Source organism: Streptomyces sp. NPDC001889, assembly GCF_053594535.1.
This window is the reverse complement of record NZ_JBSFER010000025.1, coordinates 22,297-35,452: the sequence shown is the minus strand read 5'-3', so window position 1 is coordinate 35,452 and position 13,156 is coordinate 22,297. Positions and strand designations below refer to the sequence as shown.

The 13,156-nt window shown below is 68.1% G+C and carries 12 protein-coding genes; 7 read left to right on the top strand and 5 right to left on the bottom strand.

Annotated elements, in window-relative coordinates; all coding sequences use genetic code 11:
* Positions 1-50: 50 nt before the first annotated feature.
* A complete protein-coding gene (locus ACWCRA_RS27330; protein WP_351554221.1) occupies positions 51-1,451 on the top strand; it encodes a DUF445 domain-containing protein in 1,401 nt (466 codons plus the stop codon).
* Between the two features lie 87 nt (positions 1,452-1,538).
* On the opposite strand, the gene ACWCRA_RS27325 is transcribed toward ACWCRA_RS27330, so the two are convergent.
* Together ACWCRA_RS27325 and ACWCRA_RS27320 are read right to left on the bottom strand one after the other, a co-directional pair.
* Positions 1,539-2,441, bottom strand: coding sequence for a CHRD domain-containing protein (locus tag ACWCRA_RS27325; protein WP_351554219.1), 903 nt, complete (start codon positions 2,439-2,441; stop codon positions 1,539-1,541).
* 375 nt (positions 2,442-2,816) lie between these two features.
* Positions 2,817-3,641, bottom strand: a complete 825-nt coding sequence (locus ACWCRA_RS27320) for a hypothetical protein (RefSeq protein ID WP_451068860.1) — start codon at positions 3,639-3,641, stop codon at positions 2,817-2,819.
* A gap of 287 nt (positions 3,642-3,928) precedes the next feature.
* Between ACWCRA_RS27320 and ACWCRA_RS27315 the strand changes: the two genes are divergently transcribed.
* The 4 genes from ACWCRA_RS27315 to ACWCRA_RS27300 all read left to right on the top strand — a co-directional run bounded on the left by ACWCRA_RS27315 (position 3,929) and on the right by ACWCRA_RS27300 (position 9,299).
* Positions 3,929-4,573 (top strand): hypothetical protein, encoded by a 645-nt coding sequence (locus tag ACWCRA_RS27315; RefSeq protein WP_451068889.1) that lies wholly within the window; start codon positions 3,929-3,931, stop codon positions 4,571-4,573.
* A gap of 92 nt (positions 4,574-4,665) precedes the next feature.
* The gene (locus tag ACWCRA_RS27310) at positions 4,666-6,078 is read left to right on the top strand and encodes a transcriptional regulator (RefSeq protein WP_451068859.1); all 1,413 of its coding nucleotides are present in this window, start codon (positions 4,666-4,668) and stop codon (positions 6,076-6,078) included.
* Complete coding sequence (locus ACWCRA_RS27305) at positions 6,075-7,904, top strand: DEAD/DEAH box helicase (protein ID WP_451068858.1); 1,830 nt, start codon at positions 6,075-6,077, stop codon at positions 7,902-7,904. The genes ACWCRA_RS27310 and ACWCRA_RS27305 overlap by 4 nt, the downstream gene beginning before the upstream one ends.
* A 162-nt stretch (positions 7,905-8,066) precedes the next feature.
* On the top strand, positions 8,067-9,299 hold the full coding sequence (locus tag ACWCRA_RS27300) for a DNA cytosine methyltransferase (RefSeq protein ID WP_451068857.1): 1,233 nt from the start codon (positions 8,067-8,069) through the stop codon (positions 9,297-9,299).
* Here the strand turns inward: ACWCRA_RS27300 and ACWCRA_RS27295 are convergent.
* Genes ACWCRA_RS27295 through ACWCRA_RS27285 form a run of 3 tightly spaced genes read right to left on the bottom strand, consistent with a single transcriptional unit; the run spans position 9,210 to position 11,726 of the window.
* Entirely contained in the window at positions 9,210-9,701 is a 492-nt protein-coding gene (locus tag ACWCRA_RS27295) for a very short patch repair endonuclease (protein WP_451068856.1), read from the bottom strand. The two genes, ACWCRA_RS27300 and ACWCRA_RS27295, sit on opposite strands and share 90 nt — an antisense overlap.
* 13 nt (positions 9,702-9,714) lie before the next feature.
* Entirely contained in the window at positions 9,715-10,680 is a 966-nt protein-coding gene (locus ACWCRA_RS27290; RefSeq protein ID WP_451068855.1) for a NaeI family type II restriction endonuclease, read from the bottom strand.
* 32 nt (positions 10,681-10,712) lie between these two features.
* Positions 10,713-11,726, bottom strand: a complete 1,014-nt coding sequence (locus ACWCRA_RS27285) for a hypothetical protein (protein ID WP_451068854.1) — start codon at positions 11,724-11,726, stop codon at positions 10,713-10,715.
* A 278-nt stretch (positions 11,727-12,004) separates the two neighbouring features.
* Here ACWCRA_RS27285 and ACWCRA_RS27280 point away from each other — a divergent pair, with 278 nt between their 5' ends.
* Both ACWCRA_RS27280 and ACWCRA_RS27275 read left to right on the top strand, forming a co-directional pair.
* Positions 12,005-12,328 (top strand): DUF6412 domain-containing protein, encoded by a 324-nt coding sequence (locus ACWCRA_RS27280; RefSeq protein WP_351554178.1) that lies wholly within the window; start codon positions 12,005-12,007, stop codon positions 12,326-12,328.
* 84 nt (positions 12,329-12,412) lie between these two features.
* Positions 12,413-13,156: a YidC/Oxa1 family membrane protein insertase gene (locus ACWCRA_RS27275; protein WP_451068853.1), complete on the top strand. Its 744-nt coding sequence runs from the start codon at positions 12,413-12,415 to the stop codon at positions 13,154-13,156.

Genomic DNA, 13,156 nt, shown 5'->3' with positions numbered 1-13,156 from the left:
ACCTGAGGCAGGGACAATGCGGGGGGAACGCGCGTGAACGGGTGGAGCGGATGAATCGCACAGCACATGAGGAACAGGGGAGCGGGTCGCCGGACGGGACGTCGGGTGGTTCGCCGGGTGGGACGGGCGCCGGGTCGCCGGGCGGCGCACCCGGCGCCGGCCGCGGGCCGCGCCGCGGCGGGCTCCCCTCCTTCACCTTCACCGAGGCGGACGCGGAGAAACAGCGCGGCGTCCGCCGGATGAAGCTCTTCGCGACCGGACTGCTGGTCCTGGTCGCGGTGATCTTCGCGCTCGCCACCTGGGCGAAGAACGCGGGAGCGGGCCCCTGGGCCGGATATGTCGCCGCGGCGGCCGAGGCCGGCATGGTCGGCGCGCTCGCCGACTGGTTCGCGGTGACCGCGCTCTTCCGCCACCCGCTGGGCATCCCGATTCCGCACACCGCGATCATCCCGAACAAGAAGGACCAGCTGGGAGCCTCGCTCGGCTCCTTCGTCGGGGAGAACTTCCTCTCCGAGGACGTGGTGCGGTCCCGGCTGCGCTCCGTGGGCATCGGCGCCCGGCTCGGGGCGTGGCTCGCCGAGCCCGCCCACGCCGACCGGGTCACCTCCGAGCTCTCCACCGCCCTGCGCGGCGCGCTCACCGTGCTGCGCGACTCGGACGTCCAGGCCGTGGTCGGCGAGGCGATCACCCGGCGGGCCAACAGCGCCGAGATCGCCCCCGGTATCGGCAAGACCCTGGAGAAGGTGGTCGGCGACGGCGCGCACCACCGCGCCGTGGACCTGGTCTGCGCCCGCGCCCACGACTGGCTGGTCACCCATGCCGCGTCGGTGATGGACGCGGTCGAGGGCGGGGCACCCGGGTGGACCCCGCGCTTCGTGGACCGCAAGGTGGGGGAGCGGGTCTACCGGGAGCTGCTGCGCTTCGTCACCGAGATGCGCGACGCCCCCGACCACCCGGCGCGCGGGGCGATCGACCGCTTCCTCACGGACTTCGCCGCCGACCTCCAGTCGGACACCGAGACCCGGGCACGGGTGGAGCGCCTCAAGTCGGAGCTGGTCTCGCGCACGGAGGTGCAGGATGTGATCGCCTCGGCGTGGTCCTCCGTGCGCGCGATGATCCTCTCGGCGGCGGAGGACGACCGCAGCGAACTGAGGCTGCGGGCCCGCGCCTCGCTGCTCTCGCTGGGCGCGCGGCTGGCGTCCGACGAACGGCTCCAGTCCAAGGTGGACGGCTGGGTGGAGGACGCGGCGGTCTATGTCGTGACCACGTATCGCGGAGAGATCACCTCGCTGATCTCGGACACCGTGGCGGGCTGGGACGCCGAGCACACCTCACGCAAGATCGAGGCCCACATCGGCCGGGACCTCCAGTTCATCCGCATCAACGGCACGGTCGTCGGCGCCCTGGCCGGCCTGCTGATCTACACGGTGGCGCACGCGCTGGGGGGCTGAGCGGAGGGGGGGCGCCCCGCGGGTGGTGGAGATGGCCCGGGTGGTGCGGGGGCGCCGCACCACCCTCGCGTCTGCCGGGTCGGCCACTCACCCCCGCCGGCCGAAGAGCTGTCCGCGCACGGCTCCGTCGGGGAACTCGGCGGTGTGGATGTTGGAGTAGTGGTCCCCGGGGTTGGCCCGGACGCGCTGGACGGCGTCGCGGTCCTGGCCGGTGAGCCTCCCGGCGACGGCGAGGACCCCGCCGGGCACGGGCCGGTTGAAGAAGTCGAGGACGACACTCCCGTTCTTGCCGAACGCGCCCTGGTGGACATGGCCCAGGGAGGGGCTCTGGATGCCGCGCCAGGCCAGCGCGTAGTCGACGGTGCTCCCCCGGGGATTCAGCAGGGTGAGCGCGCGCCCGTCGGGGTCCCCGACCTTGGAGGCGTCGTCCTTCGGGACCTCCTGCGCGCCGTCGGAGAGCGCCCGCAGAGTGCCGCCGCGGACGATGCCGAGCGGGTCGACGTCCCCCGTGAACCGCTGGAGCTGTCCGCGCACGGCTCCGCCGGGGAACTCGGCGCTGTGCAGGTTCACATAGAACCCGGCGGGGTTCTCGCGGATCTGTCCGGCCAGCGCGGCATCGGTGACGGTCACCCGGCCGGCCGCCGCGCTGACGCTGTCGGGCATGGAACTGCCCCACAGCGCCACCCTGAGCGCACCGTTCTGCCCGGCGCCGCCCTGGTGGATGTGCCCGAGGCTGGGCACGAGCCCCTGCCACTTCACCGCGAAGGTGACCCGGTCGCCCCGGACCTTGATCAGCGCGACCGCCTTCCCGTCGGGGTCGTTGACGGCGGGCCCACCGGGGACCGGCACCTCGTTGGCGCCGGAGAGTGTGACGGAGTACGCGGAGGTGGTGCCACGGTCATGGCTTCCCCCGTGGGCGGCGGCGGGGACGGCCCCCGCCGTGCCGAACACGATGGCGCTCGCCGCCACGGATATGAATCGCCTCTGCATCGCGGTGGGTCCTCCCTTGATCCGACGGGTCTGCGCCGGTGGTCCGAGCGTACGAGCCGACGGGCCGGCCGCCCGGGAATGATCCGCCAATCGGCTTGAACCAACGGTCAGTTGGCCGCGTTCCACTGAACAGACCACCCGACGCCCCCACCGAGGCTCCCCGCCACCCCACCCGCTCGACCTCACACGACCCCACCGCCAACCCCGACCCCGCGACGGCTGGAACTGTCCCTCCGGCCGCTGCGGTCCTGCCCCATTCCCGGTAGCCGGCCGCCTCATCCCCCGCGGCGGGGGGTTACCGGGAATGCGGTGCGGGCTCCGGAGCTCATCGCATGTATGAGTCAGGGGCGGTGCGGCACTTGGGCCAGGCGCGCGTCAGTGGGACCGGGCCGCCGCCAGCACGACGCCGGCATCGTCGAACTGCCGCCGTTCGTGCAGGGCGGCGGTGATGTTCAGTACGGCGCGGGTATCGCGCTGGGCGGCGGCCCGCAGAACAATCTCCACCGCGTCCTCCATGCCAGCGCTCCGGCAAGCGCTGACAATCTCGGGGATCTCGTGCGCGGACGCTGTGCTGGCCGTGTTCCGGAGCACCATGTAGGCGTCCCAGTCGCGCCCGGCGGCGAAATGGCCGAGGACCTCTTCAGTCTCCGGGACCCAGCCGTCACCCTGGGCGCCGAAGGAGACATGCCGGTCCCCCTGCTGGGGGGGGACCGGCACCTTCACCGGAACCTCGCGTGGTCTGACGATGCGCCGACGTCCGTACAGACGCACGCGCTGGCGCATCAGGCGCGTCCGGGCACGGCGCAGCGGAGCCGGCAGCTCAGCCACGGGTGACTGCGGTTTACCAGGTGCTTCGCCGACACGAGGAGCACCGTCACCGGAATGGGCACCGCAGCGCTCAAGCAAGGCCTGGCTCCTCAGCCTCTCCAGGTCCTCAAGCGACCAGGGCAGCACGTGGTGGGACTTCGCCGCGTGCTCCTCCATCACGGCGTACACACAGGTGAGGGAGGCTGCCTCCTTCGGAAGCCGGTAGCCGGTGAGATAGCCGGAGAAAGTCGTGGCCGGTACACCGGCCCTGGAGGCGATCCGCTCCTGCGTCAGGCCGCAGCTCTTCACCACGTGCTTCAGCGCGCGCCGGAACTGGGCGTGACTGGAACCCAGTCTCCGGCCTCCCTGTTCCCGCTCGGATGTGTCAGTCATCGTCAGCCCTCCGCGCCTGAACCCAACGGTAAAGAAGCCCAATTCTGCGCGGCCCCGGACGCTTTCGGAAGCGGTTTCCGGTGGTGTGATCTACGCGTTGCCGCGTACTACGCACCGCCGCGGATATGCCTTCACGACTGGATTCCTCGCGTGCCAGCGGCAATGGTTGAGGAACACCCGAGGCAGCCGGTGGGTTTCACGGTCGGCCGGGGTGGTCTGTCAGATAACTGGTCAGAGGAGAAGCAGTGACGGAGTCGCCCTCGTGGACGAATACGAAGCTCGGCACCATGAAGCGGGCCGCCCTGTGGCTCCTGACGGTGGTGGGTGAGGGGAATGTCTTTACCAAGGCGGATCTGAAGGAGGCGTTCCCGGGGATCAGTCAGGCAGACCGCCGGGTCCGGGACCTGAGGGACCATGGCTGGCAGATCGACACCCACCGTGAGGACATCAGCCTGGGCCAGCACGAGCAGCGGTTCGTCAAGCAGGGCAAGCCCGTTTGGGAACCGGGCAGGGCATCAGTTCCCGGCACCTCGATCAGCCAGACCCGGCGCCGTGAAGTGCTGGCACGGGACGGTCACTTCTGCCGTTCCTGCGGGATCGCGCCCGGCGAGACTTTCGCCGGCACTTTTGAGTCGGCCCAGCTGGATATCGCGCGCCGTGCTGTGAAGCAGCCGGACGGCAGCGAGCAGACCGAGCTCGTAGCCGAGTGCAACCGCTGCCGCGTCGGGGGGCGGGGCAAGTCCACGGATCTGAACGCGGTGATCGAGGGCATCGCGGCTCTCGGCAGCCTGGAGCGGAAGATGCTCACTGGGTGGGTCGCCGACGACAAGCGCGCATTCAGCACCGTGGAGCGGCTGTGGGCCGACTACCGGATGCTGCCGGAGGAATCGAGGGCGCAGGTGCGTAAGGTGCTGGCACCGCCCGCTGGCTGAGGCTCGCAGCCCGATACCCCGAGTGCGGAGGCCGGCCGGGCGCCGGCCTCCGTGGCGGGACCAATCCGTCATATCCAACAGGAGTGCCCCTCGTGAGCAAGGATTACGGCCGGCCGCCGCTGGCAGAGAAGAACCGCGCCCTCGTCAAGCAGCGGCTGGAGGAGGCTGCCAACGGCAGTGGAGTGCGCGAGACGCTGACGATCGAGTGGCGGACCAAGCCACTCAGCGTTGAAGTCATCGACATGCCCGTGGAATCCCTCTACTACAACCCGCAGACCCACCGGATCAGGGCGCAGCGGAGCTACGATCCGGAGCAGAACGAGCGGCTCGAAGGCGACAGCTGGCGGCCGGAGAGCCAGGCCTACCTCGACAGCCTTCTCAAGGCTCAGCCGTCGGACCCTACGAAGCTCGATCCCGAGTTCGACGCGCTCAGGGAGAGTCTGCGCGACTTCAAGCAGAACGAGCCAGGGCTGATCACCTATGACGGCATCCTCGTCAACGGCAACACCCGCCGGGCCGCCCTCAAGGAAATGGGTGTCCCCAACATGCGGGTGGGTGTGCTCCCTGAGTCATGCACCTGGGATGACATCAACGCCGTTGAACTGTCCCTCCAGCTCCGCCCGGACCGCCGCCGTGAGTACTCCTATATCAACCGTCTGCTCGCGATCGCGGAGCAGCACAAGCAGGGGCGGCCCGTTGAGGACATCGCGCGGGACTTCCGCATCCACAAGGCGACCTGCGAGCAGGAACTCTGGATTCTTGACTGCCTGAACGATCTTATCGACAGGTCGGAGGACGGCGGAGCACGGCTCCGGCTGCTCGACTTTGAGAATCAGCAGGAAAAATTGAGGGAGCTGTACCGCCGGTATGCCAAGGAATCGGCGTCCAGCCGGGATAAAGCCGAGGTCCTCAAGGAATCACGGCTTCTCGCCATCGTGCTGAACTTCTCCAAGACGGATGTCCGTCTGATTGAACCCGACTTCAGGTCCCGCTATCTGGACAGGCACCTTCCCGGGGACCTCAAGCCAGAGACGCCGGCCGCCTCAGCGGTCGTCATTCCCGGGCTCAACCGCACGATCCCCGCCGCGGCACCCGGGGTGGCGGAAGCCAAGGCGCTGACCGACGCCATCCTCAGGGCAAAGGCGGTGGAGGCGGTGGAGGACGACCTCTCGGACCGCAGCAGAACGGCCTCCGAAATTCTCAAGAAGGCACGGGACGCCGTCGAGGACGCTCTGGAGCCGGCGGGCAAGGACGCCCGGATTCGCAAGCGGAAGCAGGCTGCACCGGACCGGATCAACGACGCCTGCCAGGACCTTGAACAGTGCGTTACTGATCTCGTTCTCTCCCGGGCGTCCCGGAGCCTCGATGAGGAGGCGTTCGATGAGGCTGTCACCAAGCTCCGCGGCCTTCTGGGCCGGCTCGCCCATGAGTCCGCCCGCAGCATCAGCGCGCCCGGAGAAGGCGTCTCATGGCTGCTTGAGGCTGTACGGCAGGAGGACGCGTGACTGGCGATGCCGTGCCGTCCCTGCGTATCGGCTTCGATGCCACTCGTACCCGTGCCGTCCTGCGCGCGGGTACGGGGCTGGAAGCCGACTTCGGGAGGCTCGGCGGCCGCTTTCTGTCTGGGACCCAGCGGACACCGCTCTCTGTGGAAGTGGAGCTGGACGACCTTCTCTCGGGCCTGGACGCTCTGGGCAGCTGGCCGTATCCCGGGACGGTCGAGTGGGAGGAGCAGCTCGCCGCGCTGGTCGGCAGTGTCCTCGATGACGCCGCGGCGGCTGAGCGGCGGCTTCGGGACCCCGGGTCGACGGCCCCGGTCTCTCTGGACGATGTCGCCGGGCAGCTCGGTCCCGGCTGGCGGGCGGACCTCACGGGCTTTCAGCGCCGGGACATCGCAGAGCTGCTCTCGATGCAGCACGGCGCCAATTTCTCGGTCCCCGGCGCGGGCAAGACCCGGGTCGGACTGGCCCTGTTCGCGGCGATGCGCGCTCGCGGTGAGGTCCGCCGGCTCCTGGTCATCAGCCCCAAGTCGGCGTACGAGTCATGGCTCAGCGAGGCCGAGGGGTGCTTCGCCGAGCCGCCTGTAGCCCGGGTGATGGAAGGCAGCCCTGATCCCGGTACTGAGATCCTGATCGTCAACTACGAGCGTCTGGACCGGTCTCTGGCCGCTCTGGCCTCGTGGCTCCGGTCCGCGCCGGCCATGCTCGTCCTCGATGAGGCCCACCGGATGAAGCTGGGGGCCCGGGGTATCTACGGCAGCGCCTGCATGGCGCTCGGCCCGCTGGCCCGCAGGCGTCTCATTCTCACGGGCACCCCGGCTCCGAATGGAGCGCGGGACCTGGAGAATCTGCTCTCCTTCGTCTGGCCCGGTCATGGGCGCCGAGTGGTCACGGAGGCTGTGGCCGGCGGGGACCTCGCGTACGCCAGCAGTGTGCTCCGCCCTCTGTTCTCCCGCACTACCAAGGGCGAGCTGGGACTTCCGCCATTTGAGACCCGTATCCGCTATGTGAGCATGGACCCACTGCACCGGGAGGTATACGACGCTCTCGCCGGGCGCTATACGGCCCGCGCCGAGGCATCACGGTCGGACTTCGACGCACTGGGCAAGGCCATGCTGCGATTGCTGATGGCGGCGACCAGCCCAGCGCTCCTCCTTGAAGGGGAGAGCCGGTACGCACCGCTCGTCTATCAGGTCCCGCCGCTCGCCGTACCGGAGACGGACTCCTTGTACTCCCTGATGAAGAATCTTCCGGACTATGAGCTGTCACCTAAATACAAGGAGGCCTTGAGTATTGTCGCGGAAAATGCCGCACTGGGCCGGAAGACACTGGTCTGGACGACTTTTGTACGCAGTCTGACCACCATGGAACGGTTGTTTGAGGCATATCAGCCGGCGGTGGTATATGGCGGAACGGTCGACCGTGAGGAACAGATCAGGCGGTTCCGTGATGATCCGGACTGCCTTGTGCTCCTTTCCAATCCAGCCACGCTTGGTGAGGGCATCAGCCTGCACCATGTCTGCCATGACGCTGTCTACGTGGACCGGGACTTTATGGCGGGGCGCTTCCTCCAGAGTCTCGACCGGATTCACCGGCTGGGTCTCGCCCCGGATGCGGAGACCAGGGTCACGGTGCTCGCCGTGGAACAGACGATTGACGAAGTCGTCGCGCACCGGCTTGAGGAGAAGCTGGAGTTCATGGGGCAGATTCTCGATGATCCGGCCGTGCGGCAGCTAGCGGACCTTGAGGAGGAACCCTCCCTGGCGGCGGGTATGGACATGGGCGATGTCCGGGCTCTGCTGGGCCATCTCCAGGCGGGCCGGCGCTCCTGAGGCCGGGCCGGGCAGCCCAGGGCGGCGCGCTTGGGGCGGCGTGGTGCGCGAGACCACTCCAGGGCCATCGATTGCCTGATGTGGCCCGCGGCCGGTTCCGTGGTTCCTGTCGGTGGGGGATGCGACACTTGCGTGTCTGTCATCACCGCCTCAGGAGGAGCCATGTCCACGCCCGGCGACGAGCCGCTTACGTCGGTTGAGATCTGCGCGGGTGCCGGCGGCCAAGCCGTGGGGCTCCACCAGGCTGGCTTCCGGCATCTGGCGCTCGTTGAGATCGACAAGTATGCGGCGAAAACCCTTGAAGAGAACATGAGGACCAACCCCAAGTGGCGCTGGGAGAGGGATCACTGCCTCATCCGGAATGTGGATGTAAAGAACTTCCATCCGCTGGATGAAATCCCAGACCCTCGTGTGGACAGAAAGGGAAAGTCTGCTGAAGCCGAGCCGCACCGGCTGAAGCCGGGCCAGCTTGACTTGCTTGCGGGCGGAGTCCCCTGCCCGCCATTCTCTGCTGCTGGAAAGCAGCTGGGGCGTGAGGACGAGCGGGATCTCTTCCCTAGAATGCTTGATCTTGTTGAAGAGCTGCAACCCCGTGCAGTGATGATTGAGAATGTGCGCGGAATTGTTGAGCCCGAGCGCAAGTTCCGCTATTACCGCAACCATATTAAGAACCGTTTGCGCAAGGCTGGCTATGTCATCTGCGGCTGGCAGGTTCTGGAGGCACAGGATTTCGGGGTTCCTCAGTTGCGGCCCAGGGCGATTTTGGTAGCTATCCGCGAGGATGAATACCGGGGATTCGACTGGCCGAAGCCCCAGGATAAGGTGAATACTGTAGCTGAGGCACTTAAAAAATCCATGCTGCGACGCCTTGGCGGAAAAGACTCTCCGCTTTACAGGGAATGGTTTAAGAAAGCCAGCCAGGGCGTGGCCCCTACCCTGGTCGGCGGGTCAAAGAAGCATGGCGGTGCGGATCTTGGGCCAACACGTGCAAAGAAAGCGTGGGCATCGCTGGGGGTGGACGGCATGGGGGTGGCTAATGACGAGAAGGAAATGGTCGATCCCGACCGCGATCTCGGCAATCTAGAGCGGGGGCCTAAACTTACGGTTGCTCAGGCGGCTATCATTCAGGGTTTTCCTCCCGAATGGAAGTTCACTGGAGGGAAGACAGCCCGCTATCGACAGGTGGGCAATGCTTTCCCGCCGCCCGTGGCGGCAGCGGTAGGAGAGGCGATCAAGGAAGCCCTCTCGCGGACTGGGCCACTGCACGACGATCCCTCCCCGGACTTTGAGCCCGAGGATGATCCCTCACTTGTCGCCTCTGAGTTTCCTGTTCAGGATTTCCTTCCGGCGGTCGAGCACGACACGGAGGACAGTGCTTGCGCAGTCCTCGGGTGACTCGTGCTCCCAGAAGCGCAGAACAGTCCACCCCGCGTTCACCAGGCGCTGGTCAGTGTCCCGGTCTCGGGTGACATTTCCTGCGACCTTTCCTGACCAGTAGCCGGAATTTGTCCGGGGTGCGACATAGTGCTCAGGGCAGCCATGCCAGTAGCAGCCATCGATGAATACCGCGACCTTTGCCGGACGGAAGACCATGTCGGCCGTGCGGCGAAGGCCGGGAAGCGGTTTGGCTGACACCCGGTAGCGCAGCCCCTGCGCGTGGACAAGCCGGCGGACCAACTGCTCCGGCTTGGTGTCACGGCTGCGGATTGCCTGCATGTTCCGGCGTCGTGCGGCCGAAGACGCCCATGAGCCAGGCGGCGCCACCCACTCGGCTTCTGTTTCTCGCTCGGCAGTCATCTCTGTGCCAGCCTCAGTAACTCGCCGGTGCAGGGGTAACCGGATCACCTTCGGCCCAGACCGCGTAATGGGAACCGGCGATCTGCGCGGTGGGCCGATCGCTGTCTGCGGATGCCCCCAGGTCGGTCACTCTGACGGATACCCATGATCCTTTATCGGGAATGGGCACGCCTAGGGAGCGGGCGATGTGCGGGTGCTGATTCTGATGGCCAAGAATAAGGATACCCTCCCCGCTCAGATGTTTCCTTGAATCGCGCACTCGCTTGGGGCCGTCATCCTGGCTCGCCACGGTCAGTACCGTATTGCGGTCCACCCGGCGTTCTGAAGCCCTCCGGAAAAGTTCGTTGACACGCTGCTGCCCGCCATTCCCTCTCCTGCTTGAGCCGGGTGGGTTGAAGATCGCCAGCCGGTCTGCCTGGGAAAGGCTCATGAGAATATTCGCAGGCAGCCTGCCGGCTGGGATGATCCATCTGATGGCGGATCTGCCCACCCGTGAGAGTGTGCGCTTGCCGTCCCGGTTCCTCCCGGAGTTCATCAGTCCATCCTGAATGCGTATCAAACCCACCTGGAACGTGGAGGCTTCGTCATCAGCTTTGATGAGAAGGCAGATATGTTCATCTGCCTCTCCGGGAATGGTCCAGTTTTTCAGCATAGTGAACTTCGCGTCCACCTCATGGCCCGCGATCAAGTAGTCCATGTGCTGTCCGGTCCCTAGGCCGAAAGCGGCGCGGGCGACGATCTCGACCTTTGTTCCCAGGTAGGTCTTCTCTGTTTTGGCGAGCTCGTTCAGGTCGAACCGCCCAGTGCGCTGGCCGTCCAGTACTTCGTCAATCGATTGCCGGAGAACGCTGCCAAATCTTTCTTCAAGGTCAGGCTGCGCTGAGAACCAGGCCAAAACCTCATCAAGGCCGGTATCCGTATCGAGGGCCGTCGCCAGCGAAGAAGTGTTCTTGGCCGCGGATATATCTGGGGTGAACACTGGTTACCTCAGCGGGAGTCGGGGGCTGGCTGTCAGAGGGCGGCGCTGCCGTGACAGTCCCGGTACACCCCGCCCGCCCCACACCAGCACCGCGCCCCCTTCGCCGGTGGCCAGGCCGTCGCCCGCCCACGGGCCGCCAGGGTTGTGGCGTACTGGGGGAGGAGGTCCGCGTTGGCCGGGGAGGACTGTTCGGAGGCGGCGAAGGCCTCGTAGGAGGGGACCGTCGCCGGGACCGTGCCCAGGTTGGCGGTGCCGGTGGAGGCGAGGTCGCGGAGGGAGGCCTCGATGTCGGTGAGGTGGGCCGCGTGGGTCGGGTATTCCGATTCCAGCTCGGGGTAGGACGCGAGGAGTTCGGAGAGCTCGGGTTCGGTCCAGTGGAGGACCGCCACCGGGAAGGGGCGGGAGAGGGCCGAGCGGTAGGAGCCCAGTTCCGAGCGGAGACGGGCGATCTCGGCGCGGAGTTCCGCCGGGTTCTCGGAGCCGAGGGTCCACAGGCGCTTCGGGTCGTGGAGTTCGTCCAGGGAGATCGCGGCCCGGGCGGTGTGGCCCTTGTCGGCCAGGGCGTCCCACTCGTCGTGGGGGCGGCCGAGCAGCCGGCGGACGCGGTGGCGGCCGGTCAGCAGGGACTGGGTGTCGTAGGGGATCTCGTCGTCGCCCGGGGTGAGCAGCAGGGTGATCGCCGCAGTGAAGCAGTCGTGGGAGGCCTCCAGCTCGTCATGGGACTCCAGGGCCTCGGCGATGATCTCCCACGGGGCCGCGTCCGCCGGGGCGGCCGTGCGGATGCCCGCGATCAGCGCACGGGCCTCGGCCTCATGGCCGTACTCCCAGAGGTTCGCCGCCTGGAGGGCCTTCACCAGCAGGGGGCGCTCGGGCCCCGAGGTGACGAGCCGGTCGTACAGGGTGGAGGCGCGTTCGCGTTCGCCGGCCAGTTCGAGGTGGGCCGCGGCCCGGAGGAGGAGGGGCTCGTCGTCCTCCGGGTACCGCGTCGCGGTCCGCAGCAGGCGCTCGGCTTCGGCAATGTGATCGGCAGGCGTGTCGGGGCGCATGGTGGACACGGTACTGCGGCCATACGGCCGAAAGGGCGGCCGTATGGCACCGGTCACCTCGGCCCGTGTACGCGTGAAAGAGAAGTGGCGGGAGGGGCGAACTCTCCCGGGGGAGCGCCCGGAGGGAGCGCCGGGGAGCCCCCGGGGATCACCCCGGACCCCGCCGCCCCCGCGACCGCCTCCGCCCCCCGGCCGCCCCGCCACCCGATCGTGTATAACGGGATCAACGGACCAGCGGACCAGCGGACCAACGCACCACCGGAGACCGGGGAGGGGACATGGAGCTTCGCGCACGAACGCGCGCCCTCCGCCCCGCCGTCCTCGCGTTCCTCCTCCTCGCCGAGATCCTGCTCCTCGACGGCGGCGGTCTCTCCGCCGCCCTCGCGCTCGCCGCCACGGCGACCGCTTCCGCCGCGTCCGCCCTGGTCGTCTGCGCTGTCATCAGCGCCCGCTGTGCCCCCGCCGTGCCCCGCACCCGGGTCCGCACCGCCATCCGCGACCGCGAGAAACGCACCGCGTTCCTTCCGCAGCGCGACCCCGACGCCCGGGGCCGCACCCGCCCCCGCGCCCCCGGCCGTGCCCTCCTGACGGCCGCCGCGTAGGGGACCCCACAGCACCTCCACGCGGGACCGTCATGCCGCCTGTCTCCACACCCCGGCACGACGAGACCCCCGGAGGGCTCACCCATGTCCGTCTTCGCCCGTCTGGTCGAGCAGCTCGCCGACCTGCTCCAGCCGCTCTTCCTCACCTCGGCCACCGCCGCCGCGATCGTGCTCTTCACCGCGTTCGTACGGCTCGCGGTCCACCCCCTCTCCCGCGCCGCCGCCCGTGGCCAGAAGGCCAACGCCCGGCTCGCGCCGCAGGTCGCGGCCCTGCGCAGAAAGCACCGCGACAACCCGGAGCGGCAGAAGCAGGCGCTCATGGAGCTGTACGCCAAGGAGGAGGCGTCCCCGCTCTCCGGCTGTCTGCCGAGCCTGCTCCAGGTCCCGGCGTTCTTCCTCCTCTACCACCTCTTCTCCAGTGGCAGCATCGGCGGCGAGCCCAACGCCCTCCTCTCCCACCGGCTCCTCGCCGCCCCGCTCGGCGACCGCTGGACGGACGCCCTGGCGAGCGGCGGGGTCCTCGGGGACGCCGGTCTGGTCTACCTCGGGCTCTTCGCCGTCGTCACCGCCGTCGCCGTCTTCAACTACCGGCGCACCAGGCGCCAGCTCGCCGCGGCCCCGGCCCCGGCACCGGGCGATGTGCTCCCGGGCATGGGAGCGATGACGAAGGTCATGCCGCTGCTCTCCTTCGCCACCCTGATCACCGTGGCCGTGGTGCCGCTCGCCGCCGCGCTCTATGTCGTCACCAGCACCACCTGGGCGGCCGTCGAACGCGTCTTCCTTTACCGGGACATGCCGGTCGCGGGGGCCATGGCGAGCCCTCTGTGA